The sequence below is a fragment of the Sedimenticola thiotaurini genome, assembly GCF_001007875.1.
Taxonomy (GTDB): Bacteria; Pseudomonadota; Gammaproteobacteria; order Chromatiales; family Chromatiaceae; genus Sedimenticola; species Sedimenticola thiotaurini.
Window position 1 is genome coordinate 3,721,688 of sequence record NZ_CP011412.1, and the last position, 19,603, is coordinate 3,741,290.

20 protein-coding genes are annotated in these 19,603 nt (G+C 57.4%); 9 read left to right on the plus strand and 11 right to left on the minus strand.

The window, feature by feature from the left end:
- Positions 1-4 precede the first annotated feature (4 nt).
- A complete protein-coding gene (locus tag AAY24_RS17215) occupies positions 5-373 on the plus strand; it encodes a hypothetical protein (protein WP_046860712.1) in 369 nt (122 codons plus the stop codon).
- Here the strand turns inward: AAY24_RS17215 and AAY24_RS17220 are convergent.
- Both AAY24_RS17220 and mtaB read right to left on the minus strand, forming a co-directional pair.
- Positions 366-1,097, minus strand: a complete 732-nt coding sequence (locus AAY24_RS17220) for a phosphatase PAP2 family protein (protein ID WP_052761304.1) — start codon at positions 1,095-1,097, stop codon at positions 366-368. The two genes, AAY24_RS17215 and AAY24_RS17220, sit on opposite strands and share 8 nt — an antisense overlap.
- A complete protein-coding gene (gene mtaB, locus AAY24_RS17225; protein WP_046860713.1) occupies positions 1,094-2,392 on the minus strand; it encodes a tRNA (N(6)-L-threonylcarbamoyladenosine(37)-C(2))-methylthiotransferase MtaB in 1,299 nt (432 codons plus the stop codon). Before mtaB ends, AAY24_RS17220 begins: the two co-directional genes overlap by 4 nt.
- A 232-nt stretch (positions 2,393-2,624) precedes the next feature.
- On the opposite strand from mtaB, the gene AAY24_RS17230 reads away from it, so the two are divergent.
- The gene (locus AAY24_RS17230) at positions 2,625-4,055 is read left to right on the plus strand and encodes a DNA recombination protein RmuC (RefSeq protein ID WP_046860714.1); all 1,431 of its coding nucleotides are present in this window, start codon (positions 2,625-2,627) and stop codon (positions 4,053-4,055) included.
- 367 nt (positions 4,056-4,422) lie between these two features.
- Positions 4,423-5,535 (plus strand): CsgG/HfaB family protein, encoded by a 1,113-nt coding sequence (locus AAY24_RS18680; protein WP_234422205.1) that lies wholly within the window; start codon positions 4,423-4,425, stop codon positions 5,533-5,535.
- Positions 5,536-5,583: 48 nt separating this feature from the next.
- On the opposite strand, the gene AAY24_RS17240 is transcribed toward AAY24_RS18680, so the two are convergent.
- Entirely contained in the window at positions 5,584-6,012 is a 429-nt protein-coding gene (locus tag AAY24_RS17240; protein ID WP_046860715.1) for a rhodanese-like domain-containing protein, read from the minus strand.
- Positions 6,013-6,093: 81 nt separating this feature from the next.
- Between AAY24_RS17240 and AAY24_RS17245 the strand changes: the two genes are divergently transcribed.
- The 3 genes from AAY24_RS17245 to AAY24_RS17255 all read left to right on the plus strand — a co-directional run bounded on the left by AAY24_RS17245 (position 6,094) and on the right by AAY24_RS17255 (position 9,996).
- The gene (locus AAY24_RS17245; RefSeq protein ID WP_046860716.1) at positions 6,094-6,996 is read left to right on the plus strand and encodes a lysophospholipid acyltransferase family protein; all 903 of its coding nucleotides are present in this window, start codon (positions 6,094-6,096) and stop codon (positions 6,994-6,996) included.
- Positions 6,997-7,231: 235 nt separating this feature from the next.
- Positions 7,232-9,067 (plus strand): VWA domain-containing protein, encoded by a 1,836-nt coding sequence (locus AAY24_RS17250; RefSeq protein WP_199930426.1) that lies wholly within the window; start codon positions 7,232-7,234, stop codon positions 9,065-9,067.
- Positions 9,064-9,996, plus strand: coding sequence for an ICP22 family protein (locus AAY24_RS17255; protein WP_046860717.1), 933 nt, complete (start codon positions 9,064-9,066; stop codon positions 9,994-9,996). Before AAY24_RS17250 ends, AAY24_RS17255 begins: the two co-directional genes overlap by 4 nt.
- Before the next feature lie 73 nt (positions 9,997-10,069).
- Here the strand turns inward: AAY24_RS17255 and soxZ are convergent, their stop codons facing one another.
- From soxZ to AAY24_RS17275, 4 genes are all read right to left on the minus strand, one after another.
- Positions 10,070-10,384 (minus strand): thiosulfate oxidation carrier complex protein SoxZ, encoded by a 315-nt coding sequence (gene soxZ, locus AAY24_RS17260; protein ID WP_046860718.1) that lies wholly within the window; start codon positions 10,382-10,384, stop codon positions 10,070-10,072.
- 68 nt (positions 10,385-10,452) lie between these two features.
- Positions 10,453-10,929: a thiosulfate oxidation carrier protein SoxY gene (gene soxY / locus AAY24_RS17265; RefSeq protein WP_046860719.1), complete on the minus strand. Its 477-nt coding sequence runs from the start codon at positions 10,927-10,929 to the stop codon at positions 10,453-10,455.
- A gap of 439 nt (positions 10,930-11,368) precedes the next feature.
- Positions 11,369-12,847, minus strand: coding sequence for a M48 family metalloprotease (locus AAY24_RS17270; RefSeq protein WP_052761308.1), 1,479 nt, complete (start codon positions 12,845-12,847; stop codon positions 11,369-11,371).
- 185 nt (positions 12,848-13,032) lie between these two features.
- On the minus strand, positions 13,033-13,587 hold the full coding sequence (locus tag AAY24_RS17275) for a hypothetical protein (RefSeq protein ID WP_046860720.1): 555 nt from the start codon (positions 13,585-13,587) through the stop codon (positions 13,033-13,035).
- A gap of 196 nt (positions 13,588-13,783) precedes the next feature.
- On the opposite strand from AAY24_RS17275, the gene AAY24_RS17280 reads away from it, so the two are divergent.
- Entirely contained in the window at positions 13,784-14,401 is a 618-nt protein-coding gene (locus AAY24_RS17280; protein WP_046860721.1) for an FmdE family protein, read from the plus strand.
- 142 nt (positions 14,402-14,543) lie between these two features.
- On the opposite strand, the gene AAY24_RS17285 is transcribed toward AAY24_RS17280, so the two are convergent.
- The 4 genes from AAY24_RS17285 to AAY24_RS17300 form a co-directional block, all read right to left on the minus strand.
- Complete coding sequence (locus tag AAY24_RS17285) at positions 14,544-14,888, minus strand: TusE/DsrC/DsvC family sulfur relay protein (protein WP_046860722.1); 345 nt, start codon at positions 14,886-14,888, stop codon at positions 14,544-14,546.
- Between the two features lie 163 nt (positions 14,889-15,051).
- Entirely contained in the window at positions 15,052-15,711 is a 660-nt protein-coding gene (cas6, locus tag AAY24_RS17290; protein ID WP_046860723.1) for a type I-MYXAN CRISPR-associated protein Cas6/Cmx6, read from the minus strand.
- Between the two features lie 21 nt (positions 15,712-15,732).
- Positions 15,733-16,437 carry a hypothetical protein gene (locus tag AAY24_RS17295; protein ID WP_046860724.1) on the minus strand — a complete coding sequence of 235 codons (705 nt, stop codon included), beginning with the start codon at positions 16,435-16,437 and terminating at the stop codon, positions 15,733-15,735.
- A 29-nt stretch (positions 16,438-16,466) separates the two neighbouring features.
- Entirely contained in the window at positions 16,467-16,643 is a 177-nt protein-coding gene (locus AAY24_RS17300; RefSeq protein ID WP_046860725.1) for a hypothetical protein, read from the minus strand.
- A gap of 516 nt (positions 16,644-17,159) precedes the next feature.
- On the opposite strand from AAY24_RS17300, the gene dsrA reads away from it, so the two are divergent.
- Both dsrA and dsrB read left to right on the plus strand, forming a co-directional pair.
- Positions 17,160-18,404, plus strand: a complete 1,245-nt coding sequence (gene dsrA, locus AAY24_RS17305; RefSeq protein WP_046860726.1) for a dissimilatory-type sulfite reductase subunit alpha — start codon at positions 17,160-17,162, stop codon at positions 18,402-18,404.
- 101 nt (positions 18,405-18,505) lie between these two features.
- Positions 18,506-19,579 (plus strand): dissimilatory-type sulfite reductase subunit beta, encoded by a 1,074-nt coding sequence (gene dsrB, locus AAY24_RS17310; RefSeq protein ID WP_046860727.1) that lies wholly within the window; start codon positions 18,506-18,508, stop codon positions 19,577-19,579.
- Positions 19,580-19,603: the final 24 nt, after the last annotated feature.

The window sequence follows — 19,603 nt, forward strand, 5'->3', positions numbered from 1 at the left end:
CACTATGGAATCGAAGACACAGTTTCTGAATGACTGGGAAGGGGGCGGGGTAGAGCTGATCAAGCGCGCCTTCAAGATCGGCGATGAGAGTCTGTCCGGGATTGAACTGTTACTCGCCTCATACTCCCGTGATGCCTTCTGCGGTGAGGCTTTTGTCCTGTTCCGCCGGGGCATGTCCCTTTATGAGGTGAATGCCAGCCATGACTCCAGCGATGGCATGGATGGACAGTGGGAACCGGAAGAGACCCTGCTGATGGCACTGGAGTTTCGCCTGGAACGGGGACGCCTGGGGCTGCGCACCGATGGCAAGAACCTGTTTGCCGATGAACTCCGATTTCTGCTGGCGGAACTGAAGGCCAACGGCTTCAGCTAAGGCCGAAGCGCCGGAACAGCCGCTTCACCTGCTGTTCAAACCAGTCCAGCAGCCGCCGGTGCAGCGGGGTGGCAAACAGCCAGCTGAGGGCGATCAGTCCGATACTCAGGGCGCCCACAATCTCATCTGTAACCCAGTGCGCGCCGCTCATCAGCCGGGGCAGGGTGAAAACAACCATGAACAGCAGCGCCAGCACGCCGTGCAGCCGTGGCAGGTAGGCGATGGCGAAGCCGGCACACAGCAGTAGCACCAGGCCATGATCGCCGGGAAAACTGTCCGATGAGTAATCCTTGGTGGGTATGTCCGGCACCAGTTGGGTCAGGCGTAACGCCTCCGGGAACTGGGCCGTTGCGCTGGGTCGTTCAATCGGTATCTCTTTGCTGATCGCCATCACCAACAGCAGGGTGGTGAACATCAGCAGCCCCACCGCGATATAGTGTTGCAGACGCTTCCGGTCCCGCAGCAGGGCCTGGTGGGCAAACAGCAGCAGCATGGCTACTGCGGCAACCAGATCAAAGGCCCGGTTGTTGGCAATGGCCCAGAGACGCCGCCACTCCTCGCTCCACTCCAGAGAGCGGTTCATCGCCCAGAACAGCTGTTCGTCGAACGCCAGCCACAGGCCGCGGGTGGGTTCGATCAGCCAACTGAGCATCAACAGCAGGCCGATCAGGTTGGCCAGGATCAATGGGGTCTTGTGCCAATCGGTATGCGGGGTGTTATTCAAAACCGGGTTTCCTGTTCAAGGGTTGCAGTCAGGGCATCGCCCGAATCGGTGAGCTGTTGCAGCTGGACATCGACCACGCGGTTCTCCAGATCACGCTGTGGCGCAGCCGGAATGTTCACACGCAGGAAACTGGGGGTGTAACCGCTCCAGCCAGTTGGGGTTCCTGCCAGCCGGCTCTCCACCAGTACGGGAAAACGGCGCCCGATGAAGCGCATCAATGTCTCCCGCTTGAGCCGTTCCCCCAGTTCATGGAGCACTTCGCTGCGCTCACGGATCAGTTCGCGGGGAATCGGGTTCGGCAACTGTGCGGCCCGGGTGCCGGGGCGTTGGGAATAGGCGAAGATATGCAGATGGCCGAAACCGATCTGCTCGACAAAGTGCAGAGTCTGTTGCCACTCCTGCTCGGTTTCACCGGGAAAGCCGACAATGATATCGGTGGTCAGGTTGATGTCCGGTACCCGCTGGCGTGCCTGTTCAGCTAGGCGTAAAAACTCCCCGCTCTTGCACCGCCTGGCCATCCGTTTCAGGACTGAATCGGCGCCACTTTGGATGGGCAGGTGGAGGTGGGGCATCATGCGGGGATTGTCGAACAGCTCCCAGAACTGCAGCGGCAGATCCCAGGGCTCCACCGCTCCCAGTCGCAGACGGGGGATACTGGTGCGTTCCAGCACCGCCCGGATCAGCTGATAGAGGTCACTGCCGGTATCACTGCCATAACCGCCGATATGGACCCCGGTGAGCACCACTTCCTGAAATCCCTGCGCTACCCGGTCATTGATCTCGGCCACCACCTGGTCGATCGGTTTGGAGCGCTCCGCCCCCCGGGCCACGGTGACGATACAGAAGGTGCACTGGTAACGACAGCCATCCTGGACCTTGATGAAGGCGCGCTGCCGCCCCCGGCTGAGCAGACTGGACTCGCCCGGCGCGGTGGCCTGTTCCGGCATGGCATGCAGATCCAGCTCCCGGGTGGCGATCTCCACCAGGCGCTCCTTGTCCCGGTTGTCCACCACCAGGTCAATGCCGAGAGTTTCGCTGCTTTCACTGGGATTGAGGGTGGCGTAACAACCGCTGACCACCAGCTTGGCCTGGGGATTCTGGCGTTGGGCACGGCTCAACAATTTGCGTGACTTGCGTACCGCCTCGCCGGTAACGGCGCAGGTGTTGACCACCACCAGGTCGGCGTCAGTCAGCTCGCCGGTGATCTGGTGACCGCGGCTTTCAAAATCGCGGGACCAGCTCTCCAGTTCGGCTTCATTGAGCCGGCAGCCCAGGGTTTTCAGGTGTATGCGCATCGGATTGATCAGTTTGACGGAGCAGAATCCGGGCAAGTTTACGGTTGTCCGTCGGGGATGCAAGCGGTTGGCGACTATTTTGTCTGCCGGGACGGGCTCACCGGATGAGTCCGGGCCGGTTTAAGCTGTGGGAATCGCCACTTCTATTCATGTAACATACTGTTACTATTTGAAAAACAACCGGCTGTCGGCCGATTGTCGAATACTGCATGAGTGCAAAGGAAAACCCATAATGAGTCTATGGTTTCAACAGTTGATGATTTACCGTGATGCGATCCTGCTGGCGGTGGCACTGCTGCTCCTGTTGCTGGTATGGGGACTCTGGTACCGGCAGTCGACCCTCTCCCGGCGGGTGCTGGAACAGCAGATGCGCGCGCAATCGGACAGCGATAGCCTGGAATTGCTGATCAGAGAGCAGGGGCGGCAGCTGGGTCAGCTGCTGCAGGATGACCGGGAGCGACAACGGGAGATTGCCCACCAGCTGCAACAGCAGCTGCAGCGGTTGACGGCACACTCCCATCAGGCGACGGAACGCCGCCTTGGGGAACTGCAGCAGGCCCTGCTGCAGGACAGCGGCCAACTCAGGCTCGATCTGACCGAGCGTTTTGAACAGCTGCAGCAGCGGGTCACCCAAACCTTGTCCGATGGCCGGATCGCCCAGCAGGAGGGCCTGGCCCAGGGGCTGGAAGGGGTAGGGCGGCAGTTGATGGATGGCCTCACCCGCACCACGGAGTCCCTGGGTAAGCAGGTGGCCGGGTTGACCGAGCGTACCGATCAGCGCCTGAAAGAGATTGGTGGTCTGGTAGAGAAGCGACTCCACGAGGGCTTCGAAAAGAGTAACGAGACCTTCAATCGGGTGCTACAGCATCTCTCCCGGATCGATGAGGCACAGAAGCGGATCACCGAACTCTCCTCCAACGTAGTCAGTCTGCAGGAGGTGCTGGCCGACAAGCGTTCCCGGGGGGCATTTGGCGAGGTACAACTGAGCGGGCTGGTGGCCAACCTGATGCCGGAAAACAGCTACGCTCTGCAATACACCCTCAGCAACAGGACCCGGGTCGACTGCATGCTGTTTCTGCCGGAACCCACCGGCAAAATCGCTATCGATGCCAAATTCCCCCTGGAGAGCTATCGACGAATGACCGACAACGACGCCCCGGAAGCGGAGCGCAGCCGGGCGGCCAGCCAGTTCCGGCAGGATATCCGCAAACATATCGATGATATTGCCGACAAATACATTATCCCGGGTGAAACCTCTGATGGCGCAGTGATGTTCATCCCCGCCGAGGCGGTCTTCGCGGAGATCCATGCTCACTATCCCGACCTGGTGGAGGCGGCGGGCCGGCGGCGGGTCTGGCTGGTCTCACCCACCACCATGATGGCCATCCTGACCACCGCCCGGGCGGTGCTGAAAGATGCCGATACCCGGGAGCAACTCCATCTCATCCAGCACCACCTGCATCTGCTCTCCAAGGACTTCGGCCGTTTCCGGGGACGGATGGACAAACTGGCGGTGCACATCCGCCAGGCCCACGATGACGTCAAGGATGTGAATATATCGGCCCAGAAGATCAGCAAACGGTTCGTGCAGATTGAACGGGTGGAGTTGGAGGATCTGCCGACGCCGGAGGCTACAGCGGTGGAGGCGGAGAAGCACCACTAGTTTGCGCCCCTTCCGGCCCCCGGCCGGGACTGGTCGCAACCTGCCGGTTCGATGCCTGGTCGACGGGGCTGGGCGCCATTGAAAAAACGGCTGAATCGGGAGCTTGGTGTGGCTGGTGATTACGGCCGGCTCAGGGATAAAACCGGCTAAATCGCGTTGGGGCCGAGCGCTGTTTTACGTTATATTGCGTTCACTCTGCGCCTGCGAACCGTGGCGTAATGGAGATAATTTTACTGGAGGAATGGGGATGCGGTTGTTCAAACAAGGAGTCTTGCTCGTTGGGTTGGGGTTGGCGTTGGGTTTTCTATCCGTTGCTCGGGCCGATTTTGTCGCTTTTTCGGTCACCGAAGCGGGAGAACGGTTGCCCTTGCCAAAGGACATCAACAGTATTGATGTGGAGTACCTGGTGAACGTGGAATGGGGCAAGTACAGTGGTAACAAGACCCGTATCGGTGTGCTGAAGGTGGAGAATAACTCCAGCTCCTCATCGGTCAATATCACCGGGCCGGGAGGTACGGTCACTTATGATGCCGGTCGTGGTGGAGTGCCGGTGCAGGGTATTGAAGCCATTTTGACCGATGTGATGCACCGTACCGGCCGTTTCCGCATGGTGGAGCGCAAGGTGCTGGATCAGACCCTGCGTGAGCAGGATCTCGGTGCGTCCGGCCGGATAGCCAAGCCGTCCGCAGCCAAGGTGGGGCAGGTGTTGGGCGCCGAGTATCTGTTTCAGGCGGTGGTGACCAATTACGAGGATGGCGTGGAGCAGAAAGGGGGTGGCCTGGGCGGCCTGATCGGGGGCAGCGCCGGCGCACTGCTGGGCGGTCTGTCGATGAAATCCAGCAAGGCGATCATCGGCATGAACTTTCGCCTGATCGATGCTGAGACCAGTGAGATTATCTATACCGACCAGGTGCAGGTGGACCTCTCCTCGTCCGGACTCAATTTTGGGGGGCTCGGGTTTACCGGTGGTGTCGGCCTGGGGGGGTTCCTGTCTGATTATGCCAAGACCCCGATTGGCCACGCGGTGATTGCGGCGGTCAACAAAGGGGTGTTCGATCTGGTGGGCCAGGTTGGCAGTAAGGCCCCGTCCGGTTCGGTGGTTCAGGTCAAGAAAGGCAAGGTATACCTCAACCTGGGCCAGGGGGTGGTCTCTCCCGGGGATCGTCTGACCCTGATGGAGCGCGGTGAAAAACTGATTGATCCGGAGACCGGTATTGAGCTGGGAGGTGAGGATGAACCGATTGGCGAACTGCAGGTGACTGCGGTCAAGGAGAAATACTCCCTGGCCAAGCCGGTGGGGATCAAGCTCTCCAGAATCAAACGGGGTAATAAGGTGGTGTCCCAGAGCAAGGCGGATCCGCTGATGTACGCCAGTTCCTTTACCCCTCCCAAGAAGAGCGGTGGATTCTTCGGCGGCGGCAACAATAACAGTAACACCAGCTCCGAATCCGGTAACTGGGGTACCAACCCGGATCGGTAACAGCTACAGGTCCGGAGAGGGGCCGTTATGGGCACCTCTCCGGACGTTTTAACACTGTTCCCAGGGCAGGCCGTGATAACGCCAGCCATTCAGGGAACTGCGCTGATGGTGATCGTTCAGCTCTCCCTCAAACCCCTCGTCGACATGATAGACCTGATGGAAGTCCGCCTCGATCAGCGCCTTGCCCGCTTCCAGAGAACGTTTGCCACTGCGGCAGATCAGGATCACCGGCGCACAGCCTTCATCTTCACTACAGGTGACACCACCCAGTACCAGTTTGCGGATCTCTGTGACGAAATGGGGGTTGATGGTCCAGTCAGGCTCATCAATCCAGGGTACATGAACCGCCCCCTTGGCGTGGCCAACAAACAGAAACTCCATGCTTGAGCGGATATCCACCAGGATCGCCCTGGGGTCATCTTCCAGCATTTTGTAGGCCTGCTGCGGATTCAGCGGGATCGGTTCAGCATTGCTCATCACTCTACTCCTGGTCTGATTTCGGTATCTTTTGGGGCCGGAGTATAATACCGGCAATCCACTTAGTAATAAATATACCTTATGCGAGACAAAGTAATACTTTTCATTCTAGCCATTTTTTCCCGGTTGCCCCTCTCTGTGGCCCAGGGACTTGGCGGAGTGATTGGTCGCATCGCCTATCGGGTGCCCAACAAGGAGCGCAAGATCGCCGAAATCAATATCAATACCTGCTTTCCCGAGTTCGATCCTGACCAGCGCAGGGCGCTGCTCAGGGCGAGCATGATCGAGGAGGCGAAAGGGTTGGTGGAGATGCCGGTGGTGTGGGCTTCCAATCCCGACCGATGGGTCGACCAGATGCAGGTCGGCGAAGGGAGCGAGCTGTTCGATGCGGCCCTGCGTCAGGGCAAAGGGGTGATTGCGGTCGGCCCCCATCTGGGTAACTGGGAGGTTGGTCTGCACTACCTCACTTCGCTGGCAAAAGTGACCGCTATCTATCGACCGCCGCGTCAGGCGGGCCTGGATGGACTGCTCAAGGAGGGACGCTCCAAGGGGGGCGCAACCCTGGTGCCGGCCACCCCCAAAGGGGTGCGTTCGCTGTTTGGTGCGTTGCGGCGGGGTGAAGTGATGGCCCTGCTGGCCGACCAGCAACCCAAGGCGGCCGGGCGACAGGGCGGCGTATACGCCCCCTTTTTTGGCCATCCTGCACTTACCATGGTGCTGGTTGGACGTCTGGCGCAAAAGACCGGTGCCCCGGTGCTGTTCTGGTTTGCGGAGCGCCTGCCCCGGGCCGGTGGGTATCGGATGCATTGGTTTGAAGCGCCGGCAGAGATCTACAGCGAAGATCCGGAGGAGACCGCGGCGGCACTCAATCGTGGACTGGAAGCCTGTATACGCCGGGCCCCGGCCCAGTATCTCTGGAGTTACAAGCGTTTCACCAGCCAGCCGGAAGGGGTGATTTCGCCCTACTACAGACCCGCATCCTGAGATCCCCCGCTGGACTGAACTGCCGGCTTCGAAACATTTTTGGTTGATAAATGCCCCGTCTTCCGGTTGCCGGGATGACGTTGATTTGCCTCCGCTGACTCCCCCACGCCAGTCGCTCTACTACCCAATTTGTCAAATTTTTTAAAGAGTTGCTGCTGATTTGCCGATAAACAGTCCACAATAGGATCGAAAGGGATCGGGCCGAGCGATGCCATCCCCATTTGAGAGACCCCGGATGTTTTATAGAGAGAGTGCTGGAAACTGGTTGTTGAGGCTATGGGGGGCTGCCCTGCTGCTGGTGGTCAGTACTGTTGCGTTGGCCGAAAACGGTGACAGGGCGGATGCCCGCATACTGATCGATATCTCCGGCAGTATGAAACAGAACGATCCGCAAAATCTGCGGCGACCGGCACTGCGCATGCTGGTCGGGCTGTTGCCCCGGGAAACCCGGGCGGGGGTCTGGACCTTCGGTCAGTACGTCAACATGCTGATTCCGCTCGGCCAGGTGGATGGAAAGTGGAAAGACAAGGCCAGATCAGAAGCTGACAATATCGCCTCACCCGGTCAGTTCACCAATATCGAAGAGGTGATCAAACGGGCCATTGCGGACTGGGAGGGACCAGCGTCCGGCTATCAGCGCCACCTGATCCTGCTCACCGACGGCATGGTGGATATCAGCAATAATCCGCACAAAAATGCCGCTTCGCGTCAACGTATCCTGGAGCAACTGTTGCCCCGGTTGCGGGCCCACAGTGCCCAGGTCCATACCATCGCCCTGTCCGAACGGGCTGATCACGATCTGATGCAGACCCTCTCCCGGGAGACCGGGGGCTGGTATGAGCAGGTTAATGATGCCGAGCAGCTCAAGCGGGTGTTTCTGCGCATCTTCGAACGGGTCGGGCGTCCTGACACCCTGCCGCTGACCGATAACAGTTTTCTGGTGGATAACAGTATCCAGGAGGTTACCCTGCTGGTGTTTCGCCAGGAGTCTGCCGAGCCGACGCGGGTTCTGCCGCCCTCAGGTGAATCCTTCGATGCCAGCACTGCGCCCCAGGGGGTGAACTGGCACCGGGATGTGGGCTACGACCTGTTGACCATCTCCCAGCCGGACACCGGGGAGTGGCATATCCAGGCGCCGATGGATCCGGATAATCGGGTCATCGTGGTCACCGATCTGAAGATGCGCGCCAGCCAGCTACCCAGTCGATTTGTCCGTGGAGAACAGTTGCCGCTGACCGTCTCCTTTACCAATCAGGGTAAGCAGATCGTCCGTAAGGAGTTTCTTGACGTAGTGACTCTGGAGGGCCGGTTCAGCGATAGCCGGGGGAGCGCTGAGGCACAACCCATTTTCGATAACGGTGAAGCTGCTGACAAGGCGGCTGGAGACGGGGAGTTTACCCTGTTGGTGGGTAACGGGCTGAGTGCCGGTAAGGTGGAGTTGCTGATCCGTGCGGAAGGGAAAACCTTTCAGCGTGAACAGCGCCAGACGTTTGAGCTGGTCGATCCCATAGTCATGCGGCTGAAGCCGGATGGGGACGATGATGCCCTGCAACAGCTGAGTCTGCGCACCGATGTTGAACTGATCGACCCGGCAACATTGGTGTTTCAGGCGGAGCTGGTATCGCCGACCGGGGAGACCCGTTCGGTCGAACTGCAGCCCGGAACGGAAGCGGGGGCGCTGGAGGCATCCATTAACAGTGCGGAGCTGGTGGGTGACTGGACCCTGTCCGTTTCCGTACAAGGGCAGACCCGCGATGGTGCTGAACTGGAACTGCTACTTGATCCACTGACGGTACAGGGTACATCAGCGGTGGCGGAAAAACCGCTGGAGCCGGCACCGGAACCAGAGCCGGTGGTGGAGCCTGAGCCTCCGCTCAGCCCGCCGGCACCTGAACCGGAAGATAGTTTCACCCAGGATGTCACTCTGTTCGGGATTGCCAACCTGTTGCTTGCACTGCTGGTGGTAGTGGTCACCTGGTTTATGCGGCGACGTAAAAAAGCTAGCGAGTTTCAGGTGGAGGAAGCAGGGTCTGCTGAAAAGGGTGTGGACGAAGGAGAGTCTGAGAAATGATCGAAGTAAGCCGCTTACTCCTGATGATATTGATTGAACTGCTCATCCTGAGTAGCGCCTGCGCCGGTGTCATTACCTATCTGTTTCTCTCCAAGCGCCGCCGCGAGCGGGCCGCCGTCAAGAGTCTCATTGCCGCTGTTCGACAGGACAGCGAGCGTCGTGACGGTGAAACCCGTCAGGTTCTGCAGCAACGGTTTGGATTGTCCGGTGGGGGGCTGGACGAGACGGCAGGTAAAATCAGCCGTGGGGAGAAGCAGTTCTACCAAACGGTGATCGACCTGTTTCTGCACCGCAACACGGTGGCATTACAGAACTTTTCGGTGGATTACGAAAAGTCGGTTGAGCCTTACCGGACGCTGGAGCTGTCGCTGGGAACGGCGGGCGCGGCAACTGAACCGCCTGCTGAGGCGCCGGATGACTCCGCTGATGAGCTTTACTTGCTGCGGGAGGAAAACAAGCGCTTGTCGGACGAACTGCAACTGACCATGAACACCATGGGCACCATGTTGAATGAATACACCCAGATGTTTGCCGGTGGCGCAGAAGCTGGCATGGACAGGAGCAAGATACGTCAACTGATTGCCCCAGGGGCAGACTCAGGAGCCCCATCCGGCGATGAAACTGCCGAACCGCCGGCCGAGGAGGCAGCAGCAGGGCCAGACCCCGATCCGGAGTCGCTCGGGGATGAGGCGCAGCAGGTGGGCGATGAATCACCGGTCGAGGGTGATGAGCCGGTGGTGCCGGACCAGCCGGACGGGGATATTGAAGTGGTGGCTGAGGATGGGGTGTCCACTAGCCCTGATCAGGATGAAGCAGTGCAGGTTAATGCCGATTCACAGGATACCCCGGCGGGTTTGCACCCAGCCCAGGACGAGGAGGTGGTTAACCTGGATGATGTGCTGGAAGATCCGGATAGCAAAGATACCTGATCAACACCGGACCAACTGCCCATAGGGACCTGCCCGGACCACCTCGCGGTAGTACCGGGCAGGTCCGAAACCATCAGCTTACCTTAGCCGTGGCGGATGCACTGTTGCCCTGGTTGTCAACCCAGGTCAGGGTCAGTTCGTCACCCTCTTTTGCGCCCCGGTATTTGAAAGAGATGTAGGGGTTTTTAGAGATGCCGCCGCTCCACTGGGCATCGATCACCTCTTTGCCGCTTGAAGTACAGGTGATCTCCTGGATGAAATGGGCCGGGATTATTTCACCTTTGCTGTCTTTGCGGTTGCCGGTCTCCATGGGGTGGGACATCAATGCTTTTACGGTTACCACGTCATCTTTCAGCTTGGCCCGTATCTTGATGGATTTTGTTGCCATTATTCACTCCTCATAAATCTGTTCGATCGTCCGGATCGGCGATGATCCGGAAACTCGCAATGGGGTGTTTATCCGCCGCAACCGCCGATGGTCACCTTGACCTCTTTAGCGGCTTTGTAGAGCTTGCCGTCGGCCTTGACCACGGCGATCACATCGCCACTCTTGCCCATCTTGATGCGCGAGGAGACGAACCCTTCTGCACCCTCTTTCAGGTCGAAGTTGGCAATCAGTGGAACCGGGTTGTTGGCCGCAATAATGGCGATCGATTCTGCACCGGTCAGAGTAGTGGAGACGGTTACCGGGACCACTGCGCCATTCTCTGCGATGTCCGGTGCCTTGATCTTGATGGCGTCGCTCTCCTCTGCGTTATCTGCTCCCAGCAGTGCGTTCAATGCACCGGGAATATCCTTGGCGGCAAAGGCTTCTTTAGGCCAGGCGGCCAGTACGGTGGTCGGGCTTAGCAGTCCGGCGCCGATGGCGATTCCAATCGTGCTGGTGGCTACAGAGCCTTTCAGTAGTAGTCGACGTTTTAAATCGGTCTTCATCTTTATCTCCTGTCTCAACAGAGGGACGGTGTTTGTCTGTCGTTAAGAGGCGCCTGTGATCTGGTCCGAAAGGCCGGACCAGATAGTTGTTTTCATTCCGAATCAGTTACAGGAATTGCTCTGTCTCCGATTTCCCCAACCCGCAGTTTCCGCACGGCACACCGTTGGTGTGTCGGTTGGTCTTGCCATCAAACGCTTGGAGTGCACTTCCCGGTGCCTGGATAAGCAGCAGACTCAGCGACAAAGTCAGCTTGTCTGGTGCGGAACGGGAGTGAGTACCATCGGGAATGAAAACTGTGTATCTATCCTCCAAAAAAATTTATCCACGGCCGGCGACTTGTTTATGCTTATTATTTGGATCCTGTCTATCGCCGTGTCCGTGCTGCCAGGCTGAGCCAAGCATAACCCATGCCTTGGTTAGGGAAAAGAGGGTAATTACCTAGTTGTCACGCGCTTTCAGATCGCGTTCCTCGGTCCGGATCTCTTTCAGGCGGGCAGCCATCCTCGCACTTTCGTAATAACTCAGCGTTCGGTCTTTCAGTGCTATCTCCAGTTGCATGGCGGCCGGTCTTAATGCGCCGCTGTGATAATAATATTCGGCCAGGTACTGGTGTCCGCTGGTCTTGTTCCCGGCGTCACCGGAAGCCTGGGCCAGCAATTTATAGAGCAGGGTGTCGTCCGGCCGGCCGGTGAGCTGCGGCTCCAGAATTTTCTTTACCTCTTTGGGCCGGCCGAGATCCAGTAGTGCCTGGGCGTAGTAGATCGCCAGCGGGTAGTTGCCCGGGTGTTGATCAAGTCCCTGCCTGAGCAGTTCGGCGCCGGCTGCCGATTGTCCGGAGAGCTTTTCAAGTTCGGCCTTGGCGACGATATATTCAATCTGCTCCGGCCGGTCAGCCAGCAGTCCGTCGATCATTTTGCGGGCCTGATCAAACTCCCTGCCCAGGATCAGGGCAAGTGTATAGCCATACTTATGGGCCTCCTCGTTACGATAGCGCCCGTCATTCAACGCCTTGCTGTAGAACTGGATGCCTTCGCTTGCATCATTAAATGCCTTGACGCGCAGGCGTTCCCGGGCCAGGTGATAGGCCAGTGAGTCACGCCGCTGCCGGTAGGGAAATGCCTCGGCCCGGCCATAGGCGTCGGCGATACGGTTACTGGTGACCGGGTGAGTACGCAGAAACTCGGGCAGTTCGCCGTTATCGTACAGCCGTGAAGCCTTGCCCATTCTGGAGAAGAACACCGGCATGGACGTGGGATCGAAGCCGGCGTTGGCCAGGGTGCGGATGCCGATCGCGTCGGCTTCCTCTTCATGAGAACGGGTGAAATTGATCTGCCTTTGCAGCATGCCGGCCTGCACCCCGGTAGCGGCGGCCATCCCCACATCGGGATTGTTGGTGGCGGCGCCGATGATCACCGCGGCGATGGCGACAGCCGCTGCCGGCAGCGACATGCTGTTCACCGCATCGTAGGTGCGCACCAGGTGCTTCTGGGTTACATGGGCCACCTCGTGGGCAATCACCGAGGCAAGTTCGCTCTCCGATTCGGTAGTGATCACCAGGCCGGAATAGACCCCGATATGACCACCAGGGCCGGCAAAAGCATTCACCTGGGGACTATCGATCATGAAGAACTCATAACTGCCGACGGCATCCTCACTGGCACTGATCAACTGCTCCCCCAGGGATTGGATATAGGCAGATAACAGGGGATCCTGGATAACCGACATGGAGTTGCGGATGCTGCGCATGAAGGCGCGACCCAATCGCTTCTCTTCCGCCGGGGAGAGGACATTGCCGGATGGGTTGCCGATATCGGGCAGATCCAGCTGCTCCAGCGCCCGTGTGGCAGGGGCGGTCGTCAGCAGCGCTACGCAGAGCAGGCTGGCCAGTAGTGGCTTTATCACGTAAATCAGATACATGCTTTGAGAGACAAGGCGTGCATCTGATAGTTCAGCCGATGGCCATCGGGGTGTGAGGCTTGAGTTCACAATATTCCCTGCAACAAATGGGTTGTGTCTTCAGATTGCCCCAATATAACAGGGTTTTTAATCCGGATCAGGCCAGGGCCCCTCGATTGTCTGGATGGCCGATATCTGTTGTGCGCTCAGCTGAACAGATTTTTCACCGTGCGGGTCAGCTGTTTCAGCAGTTCGGGAGCGTCGCTATCCATCACCTGATCGATCACCCAGCGGTTCACCTGGCTGTCCCCCATGGCCTGCTGGATCTCGTAACCGAGATGACGCAGGAAAGGGTAGGTGGGCCCCTCATCGGTATAGCCGAATTCGGCATATTCACCGGCCCGTTGGTTGAAGGTTTCGATGAAGCTGGTGCGGTAATCACCGGCGCCCAGCAGGGATTGGCTGTTCTCTTCATAATGATCCGCCAGTTTCAATACCATAGCGGTCACCAGTTCCCGACGCTGTTCATCGGTAATTGATTCGTACAGCATGCGTTCCACGGCCAGCGCCTGAAAGATCAGGTACTCCGCAACGACCGCCAGGCGCTGGGCATCGTCCCTGTAAGCAAAGTGCTGGCTGTGCAGGTTGATCGCCTTGTCCACTCCCAAGCGCCAGGCGTTGAATGCGATGGCACCGCCAATCTCCTCCAGTGAACGTTCAGATTCCTCTTTATGCCACTGGCTCTTCAGTCTCAACGCCATAAATATATCCTCGTTACGGTAAGCATTGTTGGCTTATCCGGTGTAAATATTAGTTCGGATTAATATAGCACAGCGTGTGATCTGTTCCAGATCAGAGGATGGCTTATTGCGGCCCTGAATTGATCTGGTATAAGGCGCGCGCTATCGCTGTGTGGAAAATGAAGCTCAATTCAGTTACCCATACCCGGAGCTCACCATGGGATATCCCGCCTTTTTTGATCGAATCGAGCCGTTACGGCTCCATGACCCCCTGGCCGAGATTTTGGGGAGCTTTGTTGATGGTATCGTGGAGATTCACTATCTGGATGTGGTGCGGTTGGCAGGCCACTCCTGTCCCACGGTGGCGGGTGCTTATCTGATGGCGAAAAAGGGGCTGGAGGCACTTTACGGAGAGAAGACAATGCCGGAACGGGGTGATATCGCTGTGGAGATGCAGCAAGGGATTGGTGAGGGTGTCACCGGGGTGGTTGCCAATGTACTCTCCTATATCACCGGCGCTACAGACCAGGGTGGATTTCACGGTCTGGCGGGGCGCTTCGATCGACGTAATCTGTTGACGTTCGGCCATGCAGGTACGGCATCGGTCAGTCTGATCAGGCGGGATACGGGCCGGCGCCTCTCCATGACCTATGACCCCAGTGTAGTGCCGGTTGACCCTGCCATGGAGAGGCTTTTTCCCAGAGTCCTGGCGGGAAAGGCTGACGCCGATGAAGCGCTGCGGTTCGGCATCCTGTGGCAGAGGCGGGTGGAGGCGATTCTGTGTGAGTACGCGGATGATCCCTGGTTGCTGGTATTACAAGCTGAGCAGATGTGACCAGGCGTTATGACAGCAATCGATCCGGTGTGGCTGAATCAGATGCCCCGCGGGATAGTGGTTAAACGCGTTTTTGGGCAACAGGTTGGAGAGTGAGAAAATGGAAGGTGGCACACAGGCCACCAGCCATTTTTGGATTTGCTCAGTAACCACCCTTGCGTTTGGTTTCCGGCAGACCGGCAATCTTGCCCGCCTGTTTGGACGGACCCATCGGAAAGTGTTCGTAGAGTGCCTTGGCATCCACCTTTTCCAAATCAGTCCAGACCGATTTGAAGTGCTTGACCATGTTGCGCTCGTTCGGCTGGTTACCGTTGTTGTTGAAGTACTCGTCGCGCAGATAGTTGATCACTTCCCAGGCTTTCTCTGAAAGGGTGATGCCTTCTGCTTCAGCGATTACGTTGGCCAGTTCCTCGCTCCAGTCTTCGTGATTCACCAGGTAGCCGTTTTCGGTGGTCTCGATGGTGTTACCGTTCAGTTGATAGGACATTGCTTACCTCCGGTTTTGTTATATCACCACCCCGGGCCAACCTGTACTGGATGGCCGTGCAAATGTTTGATGGTGGTCAATTTAAGGGTATTAATGAAAACTTATATGTTATAGGGGCTGCCGGCAAAATTAAACCGATTCTTGACCCGGTTTTGTCGTCCGCCTAAAAGGATTTCTGTGGTAGAAACAGGCCGCAGCCGAGCGCCCGGTAGGGGCCCAGTCCCTGTTCCTGCAGGGTAACCGCATCTTCATAGGAGAGTTCAGCCACCATCAGGCTGCGGGTGTGGATCGGTCCGTCGGGGCTCTCCAGTCGATGGGGCTTGCCGCAGAGGATTTTTTTGAAACGCAGTCCCATGCTGTTCAGTTCACTGACAGCCCACTGGATAAACTGCTCTTCCGGTAGCTCCGGATCAGCGGCAATATAGCGGGCGTAGAGAAATCGGGTCATGGCCAGTGGTTTTGGTCGGCTTCCCTGGATCGTCATGGGGTGGCCGGCGATATCCAGGGTCTGTCCTACCAGTGTTTCTGCCGCTTCTGCCAGCGCTGTCGGTAATCGGAGGGTCAGCGGGGTTCGTCTGGAGAGGTGCAGCAGTGCATCCCGAGACTCGGGCCGTTCCCAGCCGTTACCGGATTCTGCGCCGTGGATCAGGTGCAGTCCCACTTTTGGCTCACTCATGAACCAGGGCAGGTGCGCCTGAATGGCCTGGGCCAGGGTCCAGGCGTGATCAACCGGCAGTGTCGGGCAGCTGATCCGAAACTGCAGGTCTATGATGTCCCGGGGAACAACAAAGCTCTCTTCACCGGTATCTTCGTCCCAATACATCCTCTTCAACCTGTTCTGTCGTTAATCCGGGATCAGTGCCCGCAGGGCATCGCGGTCAAACCACCACTTGCCCTGAACCAGCACATCCAGCACCTTGGCCAGGCGGGGTAGAAACTTGTCCGGTTGGTCCAGTTCCAACTGCTGTACCCAGAAATCGAAAATCTCCTGCTCTTCCACCTGGCTGTGACGCCGTGCCACCTGTCCAAGCAGTTGATTGGTGAAGAAGAGCAGGTTTTCCCGGCTCTGTTCATCGGCGCGCAGATCCACAATATAGTTGGCTACGGCGGCAGCGACAGCGGCACCGTCGGACCGGTCCGGGGTTTCGTCGATCAGGTGCTGCAGCATGGCGACGGTGAGTTCCGGGTCGATCGGGAAGGTGACCCCCAGCCAGATGCCGTGCGCCAGTGCGGGAATGGAGTCGGTCTGTTCAGACTGGAACAGAATATCACACGCTTCCACCGCCTGTTGCCACTGGTTGGCCTGCAGGGCTTGTTCGAACAGTGGGCGGGCAAGTGCTGACGCCTCGTCAAATCGGTTCAGTTCAAGCAGGGTGTAGCCGCTGTCCAGTTCCAGTTGCAAGCGCTGTTCTAGCGGCGCATCGCCAGGCAGTTCCGCCAGCTGTTGCTGCAGCTCGGCGAGTCGTAACTCTATTTTTTGGGTCGATGGCACCGCGTCTTCGGCGGAGTCGTTATCACCCATGATGGTTTCGGTTTGCAGATATTTCACGCAATCAGTTCCTTCAATAAATGGATGGCTCAGGTGAATGCAGCTTCCAGTCGATCTTCCCAGTCTTCCGGGGTGTCGCTAAAGGGGGGTTTGACATCGATTCGAAAGAACATCTCCGACTGGCGACGTACTTTGATCACTTCGATCAGTTCCTCGAAGCTGTCTACTTCGGGGCTTTGAATCAGGACCTCACTCAACAGGAGCATGGGATTACCTCTTTAATATAGAATCAGTCATGGTTCGGTAGAGATTTGCCGGCGATTTCCAGTGTTCCTGAAATACCCAAGTAAACCAGTTGGGCAATTATTGAACCCCAGGGATGGTGCTCTAGGCAAGCCCAGATTAGCACAGGGGATATGCTGCGGCGCACTATGAAAATGGGCAGTAATATATTAATTCCTACCAAAAAATAGATATTAACCTATTGAAATTAAAAAGATAAATGGTTTTAGCTACTTACTGTTTTCATATATTACCAAGTTATCATATATCCCATAGTGGATATGCCTTTTTTTATCCCTACCCCCCATTAGCGGGGTATTTTTGCTGCATAAGTGAATCCTAAAATGCAACCCATGTTTTGGAACAGGGGTCTGTTATCCGAATGGATCACGGATCTTGGATTTCCCGCTTATTGATTGCTTCCGGTCGCACTGTACCGGCTGACTTTTCGGATAGGCTGGAAGCTACACTATAAATCGAGATCGATGGGAGAATAACTGATGGCAAAACCGATGTATGACACCCCCATGCTTGATCAGTTGGAGGACGGCGTCTGGCCGAGCTTCGTAAGTGGACTCAAGCGACTGGCTAAAGACAACGATATGATGGTTGACCTGCTCGGCCAGCTCGAGACCTCTTACGAGACCCGGAAGGGTTACTGGAAGGGTGGAACAGTGGGTGTCATCGGTTACGGTGGCGGTGTTATCCCCCGTTTTACCGAGCTGAAGGACGAGAACAACAATCCGAAATTCCCGGCAGCTGCTGAATTCCACACCCTCCGTATCATGCCCCCTCCCGGTATGCATTACGATACCGGCACCATTCGCAAGTTCTGCGACATCTGGGAGAAATACGGTTCCGGTCTGATCGCTTTCCATGGTCAGTCCGGCGATATCATGTTCCAGGGTTGTACCACTGACAATGTCCAGCCGGCCTTTGACGCCATTAACGAGATGGGCTTCGACATGGGTGGCGCCGGTCCTGCTGTACGCACCGGTATGTCCTGTGTCGGATCGGCTCGTTGCGAGCAGTCCTGTTTTGACGAGGCCCGCGCCATGCGCACCTGCGTCAATGCCAACCTGGATGATATGCACCGTCCGGCCCTGCCGTACAAGCTGAAGTTCAAGGCTTCCGGCTGTGCCAATGACTGTATGAACTCGATTCAGCGCGCCGACGTCTCCATGATCGGAACCTGGCGTGATGACATGAAGGTGGATCAGGAAGAGGTCAAGGCGTTTGTAAACAGAAAGGGTCGCAAGTATGTGATCGACAACGTCATCACCCGCTGTCCCACCCAGGCGTTGTCGCTGAATGATGACGACACGCTGGCTGTTGATAACCCCAACTGCGTCCGCTGTATGCACTGTATCAACGTCATGACCAAAGCGCTCTCTCCCGGCGATGACCGCGGAGTCAGCATTCTGGTCGGCGGTAAGCGTACCCTGAAGATCGGTGACCTGATGGGCACCGTCATTGTTCCCTTCCACAAGCTGGAGACCGACGAAGATTTCGAGTGGCTGGAAGAGTTGAGTACCGAAATTCTGGACTTCTTTGCCGAGAATGCGCTGGAGCATGAGCGTACCGGTGAGATGATCGAACGTATTGGCCTGACCAACTTCCTGGAAGGCCTGAATATCGAGATTGATCCGAATATGATCACCCGGCCCCGCACCAATCCCTACGTCCGTACTGACGGTTGGGACGAAGAGGCGGCCAAGTGGAAAGAGCGCCAGGCTGCTCAGTGATTATCAGGTGAAGGCCCGCCGCACTGCGGCGGGCCGGCAAACCGGTATGTTGCCGGTTTAAACAGAATAGATATCAGATACTAAGAATTTTGGAGGTAACAATGGCTGAAGCACCTCGCATGCCCGATGAGACAGGCGTTCCCGAGATTGAACCCTATCTGCACCCTGTCCTGAAAAAGAACTACGGCAACTGGAAGTGGCACGACCGGCCCCGTCCCGGCGTCCTTCATCACGTGGCCCACAGCGGTGATGAGATCTGGACTGTGCGTGCCGGTACCCAGCGCCAGATGGATGTCTACACCATTCGCAAGCTGATGGACATCGCCGATGAGTTCGCTGAAGGTTATGTCCGCTTTACCATCCGTTCAAATATCGAATTCATGGTCTCGGAAGAGTCCAAGGTTCAGCCGCTGATCGACAAGCTGCTGGAAGAGGGCTTCCCGGTCGGCGGTACCGGTAACTCGGTCTCCATGATCTCCCACACCCAGGGCTGGCTGCACTGCGATATTCCGGCAACCGACGCCTCTGGTGCGGTGAAGGCGCTGATGGATGAACTGCACGAAGAGTTCGTTCGTGAAGAGATGCCGAACCGTGTCCGTCTGACCACTTCCTGCTGCCAGATTAACTGCGGTGGCCAGGGCGATATCGCCATCAATATCCAGCACACCAAGCCGCCCAAGATCAATCATGATCAGGTTGGTAACGTGTGTGAGCGTCCGTCAGTCGTGGCGCGCTGTCCGGTGGCTGCGATTCGTCCCGCAGTGGTTAACGGCAAGCCGACCCTGGAAGTGGATGAGCGCAAGTGTATCTGCTGTGGTGCCTGCTTCCCGCCTTGCCCGCCGATGCAGATCAACGATCCGGAACACTCCAAATTTGCGATCTGGGTGGGTGGCAAGAACTCCAATGCCCGATCCAAACCGACCTTCCATAAGTTGGTTGCCGCTGGCATCCCGAACAACCCACCGCGCTGGCCTGAGGTTGCCGCTGTGGTTAAGAATATCCTCCGGGTTTATAAAGAGGATGCCAAGGACTTCGAGCGTATTGGCGAATGGGCAGAGCGTATCGGCTGGCCGCGTTTCTTCGAGAAGACCGGACTGCCGTTCACCAAGTACCATATCGACAACTGGCGTGGAAGTCGTGCGAATTTGAATGCATCTGCACATATTCGCTTCTAAGTTGATTGGCTATTAGGGAATCGA